This is a genomic window from Novosphingobium sp. HR1a (assembly GCF_015594425.1).
Lineage (GTDB): Bacteria > Pseudomonadota > Alphaproteobacteria > Sphingomonadales > Sphingomonadaceae > Novosphingobium > Novosphingobium resinovorum_A.
On record NZ_JABXWS010000001.1, the window covers coordinates 17,150 to 34,603 of the forward strand.

The 17,454-nt window shown below is 65.3% G+C and carries 11 protein-coding genes; 8 read left to right on the forward strand and 3 right to left on the reverse strand.

The genetic code is table 11. The annotated features are described in order from the left end of the window. Window positions 1-23: 23 nt before the first annotated feature. The 4 genes from HWN72_RS00090 (at window position 24) to HWN72_RS00105 (ending at window position 4,940) form a co-directional block, all read left to right on the forward strand. Window positions 24-1,031, forward strand: a complete 1,008-nt coding sequence (locus HWN72_RS00090; RefSeq protein WP_211149447.1) for a transketolase family protein — start codon at window positions 24-26, stop codon at window positions 1,029-1,031. Window positions 1,032-1,131: 100 nt separating this feature from the next. Beyond that, a complete protein-coding gene (locus HWN72_RS00095) occupies window positions 1,132-2,448 on the forward strand; it encodes an MFS transporter (RefSeq protein ID WP_248005702.1) in 1,317 nt (438 codons plus the stop codon). A gap of 18 nt (window positions 2,449-2,466) precedes the next feature. Next, complete coding sequence (locus HWN72_RS00100; RefSeq protein ID WP_211149448.1) at window positions 2,467-3,342, forward strand: NAD(P)-dependent oxidoreductase; 876 nt, start codon at window positions 2,467-2,469, stop codon at window positions 3,340-3,342. 230 nt (window positions 3,343-3,572) lie between these two features. Continuing rightward, window positions 3,573-4,940 carry a carbohydrate porin gene (locus HWN72_RS00105; RefSeq protein WP_211149449.1) on the forward strand — a complete coding sequence of 456 codons (1,368 nt, stop codon included), beginning with the start codon at window positions 3,573-3,575 and terminating at the stop codon, window positions 4,938-4,940. 75 nt (window positions 4,941-5,015) lie between these two features. Here the strand turns inward: HWN72_RS00105 and HWN72_RS00110 are convergent, their stop codons facing one another. The 3 genes from HWN72_RS00110 to rpoB all read right to left on the reverse strand — a co-directional run bounded on the left by HWN72_RS00110 (window position 5,016) and on the right by rpoB (window position 14,695). Further along, a complete protein-coding gene (locus tag HWN72_RS00110; RefSeq protein WP_036528472.1) occupies window positions 5,016-5,594 on the reverse strand; it encodes a hypothetical protein in 579 nt (192 codons plus the stop codon). A 567-nt stretch (window positions 5,595-6,161) separates the two neighbouring features. After that, the gene (rpoC, locus tag HWN72_RS00115) at window positions 6,162-10,448 is read right to left on the reverse strand and encodes a DNA-directed RNA polymerase subunit beta' (RefSeq protein ID WP_211149450.1); all 4,287 of its coding nucleotides are present in this window, start codon (window positions 10,446-10,448) and stop codon (window positions 6,162-6,164) included. Between the two features lie 80 nt (window positions 10,449-10,528). Then, a complete protein-coding gene (gene rpoB / locus HWN72_RS00120; RefSeq protein ID WP_211149451.1) occupies window positions 10,529-14,695 on the reverse strand; it encodes a DNA-directed RNA polymerase subunit beta in 4,167 nt (1,388 codons plus the stop codon). A gap of 445 nt (window positions 14,696-15,140) precedes the next feature. On the opposite strand from rpoB, the gene HWN72_RS00125 reads away from it, so the two are divergent. The 4 genes from HWN72_RS00125 to HWN72_RS00140 all read left to right on the forward strand — a co-directional run bounded on the left by HWN72_RS00125 (window position 15,141) and on the right by HWN72_RS00140 (window position 17,397). Further along, a complete protein-coding gene (locus HWN72_RS00125) occupies window positions 15,141-16,247 on the forward strand; it encodes a hypothetical protein (RefSeq protein ID WP_008829402.1) in 1,107 nt (368 codons plus the stop codon). 185 nt (window positions 16,248-16,432) lie between these two features. Continuing rightward, complete coding sequence (locus HWN72_RS00130) at window positions 16,433-16,600, forward strand: hypothetical protein (protein WP_156799875.1); 168 nt, start codon at window positions 16,433-16,435, stop codon at window positions 16,598-16,600. A gap of 24 nt (window positions 16,601-16,624) precedes the next feature. Further along, on the forward strand, window positions 16,625-17,170 hold the full coding sequence (locus HWN72_RS00135; RefSeq protein WP_008829401.1) for a DUF2975 domain-containing protein: 546 nt from the start codon (window positions 16,625-16,627) through the stop codon (window positions 17,168-17,170). Next, window positions 17,170-17,397 (forward strand): helix-turn-helix transcriptional regulator, encoded by a 228-nt coding sequence (locus HWN72_RS00140; protein WP_008829400.1) that lies wholly within the window; start codon window positions 17,170-17,172, stop codon window positions 17,395-17,397. The genes HWN72_RS00135 and HWN72_RS00140 overlap by 1 nt, the downstream gene beginning before the upstream one ends. The last annotated feature ends 57 nt before the right edge of the window (window positions 17,398-17,454 follow it).

The window sequence follows — 17,454 nt, forward strand, 5'->3', positions numbered from 1 at the left end:
AGATTTACGAAAGACTGACCGCAATGTCCGTTGAAGCACCCGCTAAACCGCGCCTGAAGACCTCCGCGATGATCGCCTCGATCGCCGCCGAGGGCCAGCGCACCGTCTCCGCTCCGTTCGGCCACGCGCTCTCGAAGCTGGCCGAGACGAAGCAGAACATCGTCGGCATGTCCGCCGACCTCGCCAAGTACACTGACCTGCACATCTTCCAGCAGAACCACCCCGACCGGTTCTACCAGATGGGCATGGCCGAACAGCTCCTCATGATGTCGGGCGCAGGCATGGCGCGCGAAGGCTTCCAGCCCTGGCTGACGACTTATGCCGTCTTCGCCGCCCGCCGCGCCTACGACTTCCTGTGCCTCGCCATCGCCGAGGAAGGGCTGGACGTGAAGGTGTGCTGCGCGCTGCCCGGCCTCACCACCGGCTACGGCCCCTCGCATCAGGCGACCGAGGATCTCGCGATCTTCCGCGGTATGCCCGACCTCACCATCGTCGATCCGTGCGACGCGATCGACATCGAGCAGGCGGTGCCGCAGATTTCCGACCACAAGGGCGCGGTCTACATGCGCCTGCTGCGCGGCAAGGTGCCCGCCGTCCTCGACGAATACGACTACAAGTTCGAACTCGGCAAGGCGAAGATGCTGCGTGACGGCGCCGACGTGCTGTTCATCTCCTCGGGCCTGATGACCATGCGCACCCTCGAAGCCGCCGACCGCCTGCGCGCCGACAAGGTCGAGGCCGCCGTGCTCCACTGCCCGACGATCAAGCCGCTCGACGAGAAGACCATCATCGAGGCCGTCGCCGCAAAGCCCGGTCGTCTGGTCGTGGTGGCCGAGAACCATTCGGTGATCGGCGGCCTGGGCGAAGCGGTCGCGGCCTGCTTGCTGGGCAGCGGCACGGTGCCTTCGGGCTTCCGCCAGATCGGCCTGCCCGACAAGTTCCTCGACGCGGGCGCTCTGCCGACGCTGCACGACCGCTACGGCATCTCGACCGACCAGGTCGTTGCCCGCACGCTTTCCTGGCTGGGTTAACCCTTCCGGGTCGCAACGGGAGCGCTTCCCGGCCGTTCTCAACGGGCCCGTGAAGCGCTCCTTCGAAAACCGTATCAAAGAACATAAAAGGAGAGAGGCGTTGAGTCTCGCAACCGAGATGCCGCGCGATGTCGCCGCGCCCAAGGACGAACACCGCGAACGCCTGTACGCCAAGGTGACCTGGCGGCTGATGCCGTTCCTGTTCTTCTGCTTCTTCGCGGCCTACCTCGACCGCGTGAACGTCGGCTTCGCCAAGCTGCAGATGGCGAGCGAGCTGGGCCTCAGCGAATATGTCTACGGCCTTGGCGCGGGCATCTTCTTCATCGGCTACGCGCTGTTCGAGGTGCCCAGCAACCTCATCATGCACAAGGTCGGCGCGCGGCTGTGGATCGCGCGGATCATGATTACTTGGGGCATCATCTCAGGGCTTTTCGCCTTCGCGCAGACGCCGATGCACTTCTACATCCTGCGCTTCCTGCTGGGCCTTGCCGAAGCCGGGTTCGCGCCGGGCGTGCTGCTCTACATCACCTACTGGTTCCCCTCGGCCCGCCGGTCGCGCGCGATGTCGATCTTCTTCATCGCCATTCCGATCTCGGGCGTGCTCGGCTCGCCGCTGTCGGGCTGGATCATGGACACCTTCCACGGCTCGTCGGGCTGGGGCGGCTGGCGCTGGCTGTTCCTGCTCGAAGCGATCCCCGCGCTGATCGCCGGCATCGCCACCTTCTGGATGCTGCCCAACCGCCCGGCCGACGTCGACTGGCTGTCGGCTGACGACAAAAAGATCATCGAGGCCGATCTCGCCGAGGACAACCGCGAGAAGACCGCGCACATGTCGCTCCGCCAGTTCCTGGCCGACAAGCGCCTGTGGCTGCTCAGCCTGCTCTATTTCTGCATCGTCATGGGTCAGTACGCGATCTCGTTCTGGCTGCCGACGATGGTGAAAGCGGCGGGCGTCACCGATCCGCTGGAGAACGGCCTGATCAGCGCGATCCCCTTCCTGTTCGCGGTCGTCGTCATCCTCGTCCTTGCCCGCAGCGCCGACCTTCGCCGCGAGCGCCGCTTCCACCTGATGCTGCCGATGGCGATGGGTGCGATCGCCCTTGCGCTCTCGCCGCTGGCGATCGGCAACCTGCCACTCTCGGTGCTGATCCTCTCGTTCGCGACGGCGGGCCTGCTGACCCAGACCGCGCAGTTCTGGTCGATCCCGCCCGCCTTCCTCGGCGGTGTGTGGGCGGCGGCAGGCATCGGCGCGATCAACGCGATCGGCAATGTCGCGGGCTTCGTCTCGCCCTTCGTCATCGGTTGGGTGGTGGACGCCACCAAGTCGCTGTCGGCGGGGCTCTACACCATCACCGCGGTCGAACTGATCGGCGTGGCCCTCGTGCTGCTGATCCCCGCCCGCCAGGTCAATCGCTGATCCATGGGAATACGTGAAATGAGCAAGGTAGCATTCGTCGGTCTGGGTGCCATGGGCATGCCGATGGCCCTCAATCTCCTGAAGGCGGGCCACGCCGTCACCGGTTTCGACCTTCGCACCGAGCCGATGGAGGCTCTGGTCAAGGCAGGCGGCTCCTCCGCCACCAGCGCGGCGGGCGCGGCCGAGGAAGCCGACGTGCTGATGCTGATGGTGGTCAACGCCGCGCAGGCCCGTTCGGTCCTGTTCGACGGCGGCGCGCTGGCGGCGCTGCCCGAACGCGCCGTGGTGCTGCTGACTGCGACCTGCCCGCCGATCGAAGTCGCCGCGATCGCATCCGAGGTCGAGGCCGCAGGCCGCCGTTTCGTCGATGCGCCGGTTTCGGGCGGCACGGCGGGGGCGAAGGCAGGCTCGCTGTCGATGATGGTCGCCTGTTCGGACGCGCTGTTCGCCGAACTCAATCCTGTGCTGTCGGGCGTCGGCGGCAAGCTGTTCCATGTCGGCCAGAACGCCGGGCAGGGCTCTGCGGTGAAGGTCGTCAACCAACTGCTGTGCGGCGTCCACATCGCCGCTGCCGCAGAGGCGCTGGCGCTGGCGAAGCAGGTGGGCGTCGAACCCGCGATGGCGCTGGAGATCCTCGGCGGATCGGCGGCGGCAAGCTGGATGCTCAACGATCGCGGCCCGCGCATGCTGGAGGCCGAGCCCGAAGTGACGAGCGCGATCGACATCTTCGTCAAGGACCTCGGCCTCGTGCTGGAGGCCGGGCGCGGCGCCAGGGCGGCGACCCCGCTGGCGGCGCTGGCCCACCAGTTCTTCCTGAGTACCTCGGGACGCGGCGACGGCACCGTCGACGACAGCCAGGTGATCCGCGCCTACGACCTGCTCAACGGGGCCTGACGTACATGCCCATTCGTCATTGCGAGCGAAGCGAAGCAATCCAGGGCGGCGTGGTGCTGCCCTGGATCGCCGCGGACCTTTGGTCCTCGCGATGACGAGGCGAGTGAACACAAGCGCTCGCTGACAACCAACCCACGCTGAGACGGGCTGCCGGACCCACCGGCACGCCGCCGGGCGCGCATATGCGCCCCGGCGAGCGGCCCGCTGCGTCCATCCGAGAGGACACCGAAATGCCCGCAGCCACGCTTCCCCCGCCGCTACCCTCGATCGAGGTCGTGCAGGTCGCCGCACGCGATACCAAGGACCAGACCTGGTCCACCGAAACCACGCCCAAGCAGTCGGAGCCGTTCGAACGATCGGGCCCGAAGACAACCGCCGCTTCCGCCCCGGCCGAACAGCCGCACCTGCTGGGCGACTGGGCGGGCATCCGCACTTCGCTGGAGGACATCGGCATCAAGCCGACCGTCAGCTACATCGGCTTCGTCGCGGGCAACCTGAATTCGGGCACCAGCAAGCAGGCGCAGTACGCCGGGCAGCTCGGTGCCAGCCTCGACTTCGACATGGGCAAGATCGCCGGGATCGAGGGCGGCACCTTCCGCGCCGCCGTCACCAACCGGCACGGCAACAACATCAACGACACCAACAACCTCGACCTGCTGCAGTACCCGCAGGGCGTGTTCGGCGCCGGGCAGATCTGGCGTCTGGCGGGGCTGTGGTATCAGCAGACGATCGGCCCGGCGGAGATCAAGCTGGGCAAGATGTCGATGGGCGAGGACTTCGGCTCCACCACCTGCCACTTCCAGAGCCTGTACTTCTGCGGCGTCGTGCCGGGTCACACCAGCTTCAACTACTGGTACAACTTCCCGGTCACCACCTGGGGCGGCCGGGTGAAGGTGAAGGACAAGCTGGGTTACACGATGGTCGGCGTCTACCAGCGCAACGACAACAATTTCCCGCAGAACAAGGGCTTCTACATGGGCTTCAAGGGCCAGGGCGCCTTCGTCGCTGTGGAGCGCGGGTTCGACGTGAAGCTGGGCGGGAACCCGAAGCTAGCGGGCACGTACAAAGTCGGCGCGTTCTTCGACACCTCCAAGAGCAACAATCTCGTCTATGACGACAATGGCGGCTTCGCGCAGCTGACCGGCGACCCGCTCGCGCGTGAGCGTGGCCGCGCCAGCATCTACGCCGTCGCGCGCCAGCAATTCACCGCCGCCGATGCCGACGGCGCGGGCGCTCTGGAAGCTTTCTTCAACTTCGTGAGCGCCGACCACCGGACCAACAAGCTGGTCAACGTCATTACCGCGGGCGTGACGTATTCGGGCCTGATCCCCGGACGCCCGAAGGACCAGATCGGCCTTGCCGTCGGTCGCTCACGCGTGAACCGCAACTTGCGCGACCTGCAGGACGCGCGCAACGCGGCGCTGGGCGAAGACATCGAGCCGCAGAGCAACGAATACGCGATCGAGGCGAACTATTCGATTGCCCTGATGGCCGGTCTGAGCCTGCGCCCGAACCTGCAGTGGTACATCAATCCCGGTGGCCGTCAGGGCGCGAAGAACGTGCTGGTCGCGGGCACCGGCATTTTCGCGAACTTCTGACAGATGGCAAAAGGCCCCGCCGGATCGCTCCGGCGGGGCCTTTTCATGGTAAGGACGATGTCCTTTCCCGATGGATCAGAAGTGCGCGACGACACCGGCCATCGGGCGGATGCTATCGAAGTCGTAAGTATCGACTTCGAAGCGCAGACGCAGGCCGCCGTTGCCGGTCACACCGCCCAGGCCGATGTCCTTGGGGCCGACTTCGACGCCGACGCCGTAGATCCAGTCCTTCTGGTCCGAATAGGCGCGTTTGCCGTTGACCCACTCGTGTCCGGCCGAGGCGTAGATCATGCCGCTATCACCGGCGCGGGCGCCGACGCGGCCCTTCACGCCGTATTCCCAGTCGATGTCGCCGAAGCCCTTGGCGACGTTGCCTTCGGCACCGACGAAGACCGGGCCGAGCGGCACGTTCACACCCGCGACGCCCTGGATCAGCGCGCCGTTCATCTTGCCGCCGCGCGGGGAGCCGAACTCGCTGCGCTTGTCGTAGCTGTCGTAGCCGCCCATGATGCCGAAATAGGGCTCGATGCCGAAGGCGGGCGTGCCGTCAGGCGCGGTGGCCTCGGTGGTCGCCGAAGGATCGGCGTCCTGCGCGTAACCGGCGACGGGAAGCGTGGCGATCAGGGCAGCCGCGCAGAGTGCAATCTTCTTCATAACTCAAACTCCATCATGGCAGCCGGGGGGAAAGCGCCGCCAGTTGTACGAGGGATCGAGGGGCGCGGCATCGCTGCCGTGTCCGTACAGGGACGCAGCAAACGGCACCGCCGTGCGGGGGTAACGAGGTCTGTTCGCGTTGGGGTGACGGGATGGACCGGCAGCTATCGCGCTGCGCCGCCGCCGTGGCGGGAAAGGTCCATGTACCTGATCAACAACAGTTCGTGTGTCTTAGCTACCTTCGATCATCTCATGAGGGGAAACCCGAGGGTGCACGGGGGGTTCCGCTCAACTCGTCGATGGCGACAGATGTGTGACATTCATGCAACGAGTATTTGGGCGATCGACTGCAGCGTGATCGACTTCAATTGTATCGTCGTCATACCGGCGACGGCGGGAACCCATTTCCTGACGGCGCCCGTTGCACGATCATCAGATGGGTCCCCGCCTTCGCGGGGATGACTAGGGGCGGAGGCGAAATTCGCCCGTCCCGTCCTATCCCGAATGCAAAAAGCCCCGCCGGATCGCTCCGGCGGGGCTTTTCAATCTGCCCTGACGCGGTGAGGCTTATTCTGCCTCGTCGCCCTTGATCAGGTAATCGCCGGCATCGGCGTCGGTGCCATGGGTTTCGCCCTCGACTGCCGCGAGCGGGCTGTCGCCCAGGTCGTCCGCCGCGTTGCGCAGCAGTTCGGCCTTGTGCTCTTCCTCGGCGGTGTTGGCGAGGATCATGGCTTCCTGCACGCGGCGGGTGGCCGCGCGGAGCGCCGCGTCACGGCTGGAAGCCGCCACGCGAACGCGGTTCATGCCCGCACCCGTACCGGCCGGGATCAGACGACCGACGATGACGTTCTCCTTGAGACCGATCAGCGAGTCCTTCTTGCCCTCGACCGCCGCCTGCGTGAGCACGCGGGTGGTTTCCTGGAACGACGCGGCCGAGATGAACGAGCGGGTCTGCAGCGAGGCCTTGGTGATGCCCAGCAGAACTGGCTTGCCGATCGCAGGGCGCTTGCCCTCGGGAAGCTTGCTGTTGATCTCGGCCATTTCCTCGTAGTCGACCTGCTCGGCCGCCAGCAGCGTGGTGTCGCCGCCGTCGGTGATCTCGACCTTCTGCAGCATCTGGCGAACGATCACCTCGATGTGCTTGTCGTTGATCTTCACGCCCTGCAGTCGGTAGACTTCCTGGATTTCCGCAACCAGGTATTCCGCCAGCGCTTCCACGCCGAGGACTTCCAGGATGTCGTGCGGATCGGGCGAGCCCGAAACCAGGTTGTCGCCCTTCTTGACCCAGTCACCTTCCTGAACGTCGACGACCTTCGACTTCGGGATCAGGTACTCCACCGGTTCACCCTCTTCCGGGATGATCGCGATCTTGCGCTTGGCCTTGTAGTCGCGGACGAACTCGATGCGGCCGGAGACCTTGGCGATGACCGCGTTGTCCTTCGGCTTGCGGGCCTCGAACAGTTCCGCGACGCGCGGCAGACCACCGGTGATGTCGCGGGTCTTGGCGGCTTCGCGGCTGGCACGGGCGATGATGTCGCCCGCTTCGACCGTCTGGCCGTCCTCGACCGAGAGCGTGGTGCCCGGCGCCATCATGTAGCGGGCCGATTCGCCGCTCGCGTCGTCGAGAAGGGTGATGCGCGGACGCAGATCTTCCTTCTTCTTGGCGCGGGCCGTCGAACGGTCCTCGGTGACGACGCGGCTGGTCATGCCGGTGGCGTCATCGACGTGCTCGGTCAGGGTGCGGGTGTCGATCAGGTCCTGATACTTGATGATACCCGACGTCTCGGTGATGATCGGCAGGGTGAACGGATCCCACTCGGCCAGGCGTTCGCCCTGCTCGACCTTGGCGCCGTTCTTGTGCAGCAGCACCGTACCGTAAGGCACGCGGTGCAGTGCGCGTTCACGGCCTTCGGTGTCGAACAGCACGATCTCGCCGTTACGGGCCAGCGACAGCATGCGGCCGCGCTTGTCCACGATCGTCGGGATGTCGCGATATTCGACATGGCCCGCGCTGATCGCTTCGAGGTGCGAGGTTTCGTTCAGCTGTGCCGCACCGCCGATGTGGAAGGTACGCATGGTCAGCTGCGTGCCCGGTTCACCGATCGACTGCGCCGCGATGACGCCGACGGCTTCACCGATGTTCACCGGCGTACCGCGAGCGAGGTCACGGCCGTAGCAGGTGCCGCAGACGCCCTGGGTCGCTTCGCAGATCAGCGGCGAGCGGATGCGCGCCGACTGCAGGCCGGTCACTTCGATCGCAGCCACGGCGGCTTCGTCGAGGAGCTGGCCCTTGGTCGCGATGACGTTGCCTTCCTTGTCGACGATGTCCTCGGCCAGGGTACGACCCAGGATACGCTCGGCGAGCGAGGCGATCACCGAACCGCCCTGCACGATCGAACGCATTTCCAGCGCGCGCTCGGTGCCGCAGTCATCGACGACGACGACGCAGTCCTGCGAAACGTCGACCAGACGGCGGGTCAGGTAACCCGAGTTCGCCGTCTTGAGCGCCGTATCCGCAAGGCCCTTACGAGCACCGTGGGTCGAGTTGAAGTATTCAAGAACGGTCAGACCTTCCTTGAAGTTCGAGATGATCGGCGTTTCGATGATCTCACCCGACGGCTTGGCCATGAGGCCGCGCATACCGGCAAGCTGCTTCATCTGCGCCGGGCTACCACGCGCACCCGAGTGGCTCATCATGTAGATCGAGTTGATCTGTGCCATGCGGCCGGTTTCGGGGTCGATCGGCTGGGCCTTGATCTCGTCCATCATGGCGTTCGCCACTTGGTCGCCGCAGCGGCTCCAGGCGTCGATCACCTTGTTGTACTTCTCCTGCTGGGTGATGAGACCGTCCTGGTACTGCTGCTCGTAGTCGGCAACCAGTTCCTTGGTCTCGGCCACCAGCGCCACCTTCGAGTCCGGAATGATCATGTCATCCTTGCCGAAGGAGATGCCCGCCTTGAACGCGTTGCGGAAGCCGAGCGACATGATCGCGTCGGCGAACAGCACCGTGTCCTTCTGGCCGGTGTGACGGTAGACCTGATCGATGACGTCACCGATTTCCTTCTTGGTGAGAAGGCGGTTGACGACGTCGAAGGGCACCGTGTGCGACTTCGGCAGGCATTCACCCAGGAGCATGCGGCCCGGGGTGGTCTGGAAGCGCTTCATGTACTGCTGACCGTTCTCGTCGGTCTGCGGCACGCGGGCCTCGATCTTCGAGTGCAGGGTCACGGCACCGACGTGCAGCGCCTGGTGCACTTCGGCCATGTCCGCGAACTTCATGCCTTCGCCCGGCTCGCCGTCGCGGTCGAGCGACAGGTAGTACAGGCCGAGGATCATGTCCTGCGAAGGCACGATGATCGGCTTGCCGTTGGCGGGCGAGAGGATGTTGTTGGTCGACATCATCAGCACGCGCGCTTCAAGCTGGGCTTCCAGCGAGAGCGGCACGTGGACGGCCATCTGGTCACCGTCGAAGTCGGCGTTGAAGGCCGAGCAGACGAGCGGGTGAAGCTGGATCGCCTTGCCTTCGATCAGGACCGGCTCGAACGCCTGGATGCCCAGACGGTGGAGCGTCGGCGCGCGGTTCAGCATGACCGGGTGCTCGCGAATGACTTCGTCGAGGATGTCCCAGACTTCCTTGCGCTCCTTCTCGACCCACTTCTTGGCCTGCTTCAGGGTCATCGACAGACCCTTGGCGTCCAGACGGGCGTAGATGAACGGCTTGAACAGCTCGAGCGCCATCTTCTTGGGCAGGCCGCACTGGTGCAGCTTGAGTTCCGGACCGGTCACGATGACCGAACGGCCCGAGTAGTCGACGCGCTTGCCGAGCAGGTTCTGACGGAAGCGGCCCTGCTTGCCCTTGAGCATGTCGGACAGCGACTTCAGCGGGCGCTTGTTGGCGCCGGTGATGACGCGGCCACGGCGGCCGTTGTCGAACAGGGCATCGACCGCTTCCTGCAGCATGCGCTTTTCGTTGCGCACGATGATGTCCGGCGCGCGCAGTTCGATCAGGCGCTTCAGACGGTTGTTGCGGTTGATGACGCGGCGATACAGGTCGTTGAGGTCCGAGGTCGCGAAGCGGCCACCGTCCAGCGGCACCAGCGGGCGCAGTTCGGGCGGGATGACCGGCACGACGTCGAGGATCATCCACTCGGGGCGGTTGCCCGAATCGATGAACGATTCCACGACCTTGAGGCGCTTGATGATCTTCTTGGGCTTGAGTTCCGACTTGGTCGTCTCAAGTTCCTGCAGCAGATCCGCGCGCTCCTGCTCGAGGTCGAGGTTCATCAGCATGTGCTTGACGGCCTCGGCGCCGATGCCGGCCGAGAAGGCGTCTTCGCCATACTCGTCCTGGGCGTCGAGCATCTCGTCTTCGGTCAGGAGCTGGTACTTCTCGAGCGGGGTCAGGCCCGGCTCGATGACGATGTAGCTCTCGAAGTAGAGGACGCGCTCAAGCAGCTTGAGCTGCATGTCGAGCAGCAGGCCGATGCGCGAAGGCAGCGACTTGAGGAACCAGATGTGCGCGACCGGGGCGGCCAGTTCGATGTGGCCCATGCGCTCGCGGCGCACCTTGGTGACGGTGACTTCGACGCCGCACTTTTCGCAGACGACGCCCTTGTACTTCATGCGCTTGTACTTGCCGCACAGGCACTCGTAGTCCTTCACGGGACCGAAGATGCGGGCGCAGAACAGGCCGTCACGCTCGGGCTTGAACGTGCGGTAGTTGATGGTTTCCGGCTTCTTGATCTCGCCGAAGGACCAGGAGCGGATGCGCTCGGGGCTCGCCAGACCGATCTGGATCTGGTCGAACGTCTCGGGCTTCGCCATCTGGTTCGTGAACTTGGTCAGGTCGTTCATAGTTTTATCCCTCTAGAGGGTGAAATCTTGTCTGGGCGGGAGAGAGTAGGGGCGAGGCCGAAGCCTCGCCCTTGCATCCCTTACTCCGCCGCCAGGGCGACGCCGTCGTCGTCTTCGGCATCGTCGTGGCTGGTCAGCTCGACGTTGAGACCCAGCGAGCGCATTTCCTTGACGAGAACGTTGAAGCTCTCGGGAATGCCGGCCTCGAAGGTGTCGTCGCCCTTGACGATCGCTTCGTAGACCTTGGTGCGGCCGACAACGTCGTCGGACTTCACCGTCAGCATTTCCTGCAGGGTATATGCGGCGCCGTAGGCCTGGAGAGCCCAGACCTCCATCTCACCGAAGCGCTGGCCGCCGAACTGCGCCTTACCGCCCAGCGGCTGCTGGGTGACGAGCGAGTACGGACCGATCGAACGGGCGTGGATCTTGTCGTCGACAAGGTGGTGCAGCTTGAGCACGTACTTCATGCCCACCGTGACCTTACGATCGAAGCGGTCGCCGGTGCGGCCGTCGAACAGGTCAACCTGACCCGATTCGTCCAGACCTGCCAGCTTGAGCATGTCGGTGACGTCCTTCTCGACCGCGCCGTCGAACACCGGCGAGCCCATCGGCACGCCCTTGCGGACGGAGTCGGCGAACTCGACGATCTGGTCGTCCGTGCGCTCGGCGATGTCTGCGGCGTAGTTGTCGCCGTAGATTTCGGTCAGCAGTTCACGAACGGCCTCGGGCGGCTGCCCTGCGACCGGGTTGGGGTTGGCCACGCGCCATGCGTCCAGAGCATCGCCGATGCGCTTGCCCAGACCGCGTGCGGCCCAGCCAAGGTGCGTCTCGAAGATCTGGCCCACGTTCATGCGCGAAGGCACGCCGAGCGGGTTCATCACGAAGTCGACGGGGGTGCCGTCTTCCAGGAAGGGCATGTCTTCCAGCGGCAGGATGCGGCTGATGATACCCTTGTTGCCGTGACGGCCGGCCATCTTGTCGCCCGGCTGCAGCTTGCGCTTCACCGCGACGAAGACCTTGACCATCTTCAGGACGCCCGGAGCCAGCTCGTCGCCGCGCTCCAGCTTTTCCTTGCGGTCCTCGAACTTCTCCTGGATCGCCTTGACGGTGAGGTCGTACTGGGTCTTGACCGCTTCGAGCTGCGACTGGACGTGGTCGTCGGCAACGCCGAACTTCCACCACTCGTGACGCTCGACTTCGGCCAGCACCTCGTCGGTGATGTCCACGCCCTTCTTGAGGCCCTTGGGCGCCGAGGTGGCGACCTGGCCGAGGAGCATGTCCTTCAGACGGTTGTAGGTGGCGCGGTTGAGGATCGCACGCTCGTCCTCGCGGTCCTTGGCGAGGCGTTCGATTTCCTCGTTCTGGATCGCGCGGGTACGGTCGTCGACCTCGATGCCGTGGCGGTTGAAGACGCGCACGTCGACGATGGTGCCCGAAACGCCCGGCGGCAGACGCAGCGAAGTGTCGCGGACGTCCGAAGCCTTTTCACCGAAGATGGCGCGCAGGAGCTTTTCTTCCGGCGTCATCGGGCTTTCGCCCTTCGGGGTGATCTTGCCGACGAGGATGTCACCGGGGTGCACTTCGGCGCCCACGTAGACGATGCCCGCTTCGTCGAGGTTGCGCAGGGCTTCCTCGCCGACGTTCGGGATGTCGCGGGTGATGTCTTCCGGACCCAGCTTGGTGTCGCGGGCCATCACCTCGAACTCGTCGATGTGGATCGACGTGAACACGTCGTCCTTCACGATGCGCTCGGAGATGAGGATGGAGTCCTCGTAGTTGTAGCCGTTCCAGGGCATGAACGCGACGAGCACGTTGCGGCCCAGCGCCAGCTCGCCGAACTCGGTCGACGGGCCGTCGGCGATGATCGTGCCGGTCTCGACCAGCTCGCCCACCTTCACCAGCGGGCGCTGGTTGATGCAGGTCGACTGGTTGGAACGCTCGAACTTCTGCAGCCGGTAGATGTCGACGCCCGACTTGCCGGCTTCGATGTCGCCCGAGGCGCGGATGACGATACGGGTCGCATCGACCTGATCGACGATGCCCGCACGCAGAGCCGAGATCGCGGCGCCCGAGTCACGAGCGACGGTCTCTTCCATGCCGGTGCCGACGTAAGGCGCATCGGCCTTCACGAGCGGCACGGCCTGACGCTGCATGTTCGAGCCCATGAGAGCGCGGTTGGCGTCGTCGTTTTCCAGGAACGGAATGAGCGATGCGGCGACCGAGACGAGCTGCTTGGGCGAAACGTCCATCAGCGTGATCTGGTCGCGCGGGCTCATCACGAATTCGCCGTTCTGGCGAGCCGAGACGAGTTCCTCGACGAACGAGCCGTCACCGGTCAGTTCGGCCGAAGCCTGCGCGACGGTGTGCTTCTGCTCTTCCATCGCCGAGAGATAGACGACGTCCTTGGTCACCTTGCCGTCGAGCACCTTGCGGTACGGCGTCTCGATGAAGCCGTACTTGTTGACGCGCGCGAAGGTCGACAGCGAGTTGATCAGACCGATGTTCGGGCCTTCCGGCGTTTCGATCGGGCAGATGCGGCCGTAGTGGGTCGGGTGAACGTCGCGGACTTCGAAGCCGGCGCGCTCACGGGTCAGACCGCCCGGGCCCAAGGCCGAAACACGGCGCTTGCGGGTGACTTCCGAAAGCGGGTTGGTCTGGTCCATGAACTGCGAGAGCTGCGAGGAACCGAAGAACTCGCGAACGGCAGCCACGGCGGGCTTGGCGTTGATGAGGTCGTTCGGCATGACCGTCGACACGTCCACCGACGACATGCGCTCCTTCACGGCGCGCTCCATGCGCAGCAGGCCGACGCGGTACTGGTTCTCCAGCAGCTCGCCCACCGAACGCACGCGGCGGTTGCCGAGGTTGTCGATGTCGTCGATCTCGCCCTTGCCGTCCTTCAGGCCGACAAGCTCCTTCACCACGGCGAGGATATCCTCGACGCGCAGGGTGGTGACGGTGTCCTCGGCATCGAGGCCGAGGCGCATGTTCATCTTCACGCGGCCAACGGCCGAGAGGTCGTAGCGGTCGGCGTCGAAGAACAGGCCGTCGAACAGGGCTTCGGCGGTTTCCTTCGTCGGCGGCTCGCCCGGACGCATGACCTTGTAGATCGCTTCCAGACCCATATCGCGATTCTCGGCCTTGTCGGCCTTCATCGTGTTGCGGATCCAGGGACCGGTGTTGACTTCGTCGATGTCGAGCAGGTCGATCTGGTCGAAGCCCGCCGCGTCGAGCGCGTCGAGGTTTTCCGGCGTCACTTCGTCACCGGCTTCGATGTAGATGCGGCCGGTCGACTCGTCGATCAGGTCCTTGGCGGAATAGCGGCCGAAGATTTCCTCGGTCGGCAGCAGCAGCTCTTCCAGACCGTCCTTCTGCGCCTTGTTCGCGGCGCGCGGGGAGATCTTGGTGCCGGCGGCGAACACGACTTCGCCCGACTTCGCATCGACGATGTCGAAGGTCGGCTTCGCGCCGCGCCATGCCTCGGGAGTGTAAGGCAGCTGCCACCCGCCCGAGCCGCGCTTCCACGACATGGTGGCGTAGAAGTGGTTCAGCACCTGCTCGCCGTCGAGACCCAGCGCGTAGAGCAGCGAGGTGACGGGCAGCTTGCGCTTGCGGTCGATGCGGACGTTGACGATGTCCTTGGCGTCGAACTCGAAGTCGAGCCACGAACCGCGGTACGGGATCACGCGGGCGGCGAAGAGGAACTTGCCCGAAGCGTGGGTCTTGCCGCGGTCATGGTCGAACAGGACGCCCGGCGAGCGGTGCATCTGCGAAACGATGACGCGCTCGGTGCCGTTGATGAAGAAGGTGCCGTTCTCCGTCATCAGGGGCATGTCGCCCATGTAGACGTCCTGCTCCTTGATATCGAGGACCGAGCGGGTCTCGGTCTCGGCGTCGACCTCGAACACGATGAGGCGCAGTGTGACCTTCATCGGCGCGGCGTAGGTGATGCCGCGCTGGCGGCACTCGGTCACGTCGTACTTGGGGTCTTCCAGCTCGTAGTGGACGAAGTCCAGCTCGCTGGTGCCCGCGAAGTCGCGGATCGGGAACACCGAACGCAGGGTCTTCTCGAGGCCCGAGACGTAGCCGACCGACGGGTCCGAGCGCAGGAACTGTTCGTAGCTCTCGCGCTGGACTTCGATCAGGTTGGGCATCTGGACGACTTCGTGGATGTCGCCGAAGATCTTGCGGATGCGCTTCTTCGCAGTGCGCACCAGCGGCGTGGTGTCGATGGGCTTGGTGGCCATGAGCTGGTCTTTGCCTCTTCGTGTGAGGACCGAGTCGCAAGGGACACGGCCTTCGTAAAAATTCGTCGTCGCGAGTGACGTCGCCTGCCCGAAAGCAGACCATCCGGAACGCAAGAAAGGCCGCCCGGCACGCGGATTCCCGGGGTTCGGGTCTCCATGCGGCCTGCAGCCTTCCACGTCGGATGAAATCCCGATCGCCTCCTTCCCGGGCGTGTCCCCGCGCATGGACATGCCTTGCTCGAAGCGATCGAGCGAGGCCGCCATATAGGAGCCGGGGTGCAGGGTGTCAAACGGCGTGAACGGGCGAATGCCGTTAATCTGGCGTAAATCCGCCGAAAACCGTGTTCTTGCCGAAAGCATCAACTCGTCGCAGGAGGTCGATCGGACCGTCCCGTATTCCGCACTTGCGAAAGGACTTTTGCACAGGGCGCGCATTGTTTCCGGTATGATACACTTTTCCGTCCCCCGCTCGCCCAGCGCACTGACCGCGATTGCCGCTGTCCTCGCGCTTTCCGCAATCCCGGCCGCTGCGCAGGAAGTGCAGGCTCCTGCGACGACGCCTTCGCTGTCACTGCCGCAGGATATTAGCGCCACGCCGCCTTCCGCCGCTCCGGCGACCACGCCGAACGTCACGCTGCCGCCTGAATCGACCGCGCCGCTCAACGTGCCCACCGACACTGCCACCACGGCGGGCACGGCACCGACTTCGGTGACGCCGACGCAGCAGCAGACTGTCGTTCTGCCTGACGTGCCGCCGCCCGCCACTCCCGATGAGGCTGCAGCCGAACCGTCGAGCACGGCGGCGCGGACGCGTACAACGACCCGCGTTTCTGCCGCGCCGCGCGCCGAACGCGCCGCGCCGGTGCAGCCAACTGTCCCGACCGCTCAGGATAACGGCACTGCAGGCGATGGCACGCTGGCTCAAGGTTCCGTTCCGCCCGCAGCTCCGGCTCCCGCGCGCGCCGAAGTCCCGCCGCCTGCCGCCCAGCCAGCGCCGCCGACCACCGACGGCGATGGCTTCCCGGTGGCCGAAGTCGCCGGCATTCTTGCCGCGCTTGGCGTGGCGGGCGTGGGCATCGCCGCGATGCGTCGCCGTCGCTCCGATCCGGTCTACGAGGAGGCCGAGTATGTGCCCGAGCCGCTTGAGCCGGTGGGTGCGCTTGAGCCGGTTCCCGCCCCCGCGCCAGTGGTCGAAGCGGTGCATCCTGCAGTCGCCGAGCCCATCGTTGCCGAGCCCGTTCCGGTGCAGCGTGATCGCGTGATCGCTGGCAATTCGGCCACGGCGATCCTTGCGGCCTCGCCGTTGCCGCAGACCCCGGAGGAGCGCTACGAACTGCTCGACGCCATGGCCGCCGCCGACCCTGACGAGGGGAATCCCTTCACATCGCGCAAGGGCAGGCTGCGCCGCGCGCGTCTTCAGTTGCAGCATCGCGAGAGCCTGGAAGCCGAGGGCAAGGCTGGAAACCGCTTCGACTTCCGCACCTACAGGCCGTCGATCAAGACTCCCGGGGCCTCCACCCCTGCAACCAACCAGGAGCTTACCGACGCCTGACCGGCCCGGCCCGCCGGTTGTCACGCCCGGCGACATGGTCGAGCCCCAACGGGGGCGGCTCCAGACCGGAGCCGCCCCTTTTTTGCGCGCCCAACGGCAACATATCGTTTTTCGATATTATCGATTGACGATATGCAGAATCGGATTTATTGAATCTCGATATCAAGCATATCGGAGAACGAACAATGATCCGCCCTGACACGCACCGGATGGCACCGCCTCTGCTCTCGCTGCTCCTTGCGACGCTCTTTCTGGCCGGCTTCTGGCTCCCCACCGTCACGGCCCCCGCCGAGGCATCGGCCCACGGGCAAGTGATCGTCATCGGAGCGCGGGTCGTCCCCGCGCTCATGTGATCCGGACGGGAAGGAAACCAGACGATGAACACGATCACCCGTGACCCGCTCCTCGCCATCGCCAAGGGCGTTCTATGGTTCCTCATGGCGGTCCTGGCGCTCGGCATGGGCGCGAGCCTGCTGGCAGCGCCGCTGCTGGCGATCTTCCACGGACCCGCAAGCACCGCGCTGGCAGAGCATCTGGAGAGCGTGCCGACTGGACCGTTCCTCTGGGCGATCGCGGGCATCCTGCTGCTGGCGGCACTGCTCTGCGCCTTGCTGCTGCGCCTGTTCCAGCTCCTCAAGCGCATCGTCGATACGGTTGGCGAAGGCGATCCCTTCGTGCCCGACAACGCCTCGCGCCTCACGCAGATGGCCTGGCTGACGCTCGCGGTGCAGCTCGTCGGCCTGCCGATGTCCGGTATCGGCGCGTGGATCAACGCGCTCACCAAGGGCCAGGGCCATACCGACCTGGAAGTGATCGGCGGCGTCGACGGCAACGGCCTGCTGCTCATGCTGATCCTGTTCATCCTCGCCCGCGTCTTCCGCAAGGGCGCCCAGATGCGTGCCGACCTCGAAGGGATGGTGTGATGGGCGACGAAACGGAAGGCACGAACATCGTGGTCAAGCTCGACGACCTGCTCCACGCCCGCCGCATGACGTTGACCGAACTGGCCGAGCGGATCGGCATCACGCTCGCCAACCTCTCGATCCTCAAGACCGGCAAGGCCAAGGCGATCCGTTTCTCCACGCTGGAGGCGATCTGCCGCGAACTGGGCTGCCAGCCGGGCGATCTGCTGGGCTACGAGGCGCACTGAACCCGGGGCCACGGCGAGACTTGCCGCCCCGGTGGTCTCGCCTCTAAGGTCATCGAC

What these genes read in the sequence shown, in the direction of transcription:
- HWN72_RS00090 (WP_211149447.1), top strand. Translation starts at nt 24, where the DNA reads ATGTCCGTTGAAGCACCCGCTAAACCGCGCCTGAAGACCTCCGCGATG.
- HWN72_RS00100 (WP_211149448.1), top strand. Translation starts at nt 2,467, where the DNA reads ATGAGCAAGGTAGCATTCGTCGGTCTGGGTGCCATGGGCATGCCGATG.
- HWN72_RS00105 (WP_211149449.1), top strand. Translation starts at nt 3,573, where the DNA reads ATGCCCGCAGCCACGCTTCCCCCGCCGCTACCCTCGATCGAGGTCGTG.
- HWN72_RS00110 (WP_036528472.1), bottom strand. Translation starts at nt 5,594, where the DNA reads ATGAAGAAGATTGCACTCTGCGCGGCTGCCCTGATCGCCACGCTTCCC.
- rpoC (WP_211149450.1), bottom strand. Translation starts at nt 10,448, where the DNA reads ATGAACGACCTGACCAAGTTCACGAACCAGATGGCGAAGCCCGAGACG.
- rpoB (WP_211149451.1), bottom strand. Translation starts at nt 14,695, where the DNA reads ATGGCCACCAAGCCCATCGACACCACGCCGCTGGTGCGCACTGCGAAG.
- HWN72_RS00125 (WP_008829402.1), top strand. Translation starts at nt 15,141, where the DNA reads ATGATACACTTTTCCGTCCCCCGCTCGCCCAGCGCACTGACCGCGATT.
- HWN72_RS00130 (WP_156799875.1), top strand. Translation starts at nt 16,433, where the DNA reads ATGATCCGCCCTGACACGCACCGGATGGCACCGCCTCTGCTCTCGCTG.
- HWN72_RS00135 (WP_008829401.1), top strand. Translation starts at nt 16,625, where the DNA reads ATGAACACGATCACCCGTGACCCGCTCCTCGCCATCGCCAAGGGCGTT.
- HWN72_RS00140 (WP_008829400.1), top strand. Translation starts at nt 17,170, where the DNA reads ATGGGCGACGAAACGGAAGGCACGAACATCGTGGTCAAGCTCGACGAC.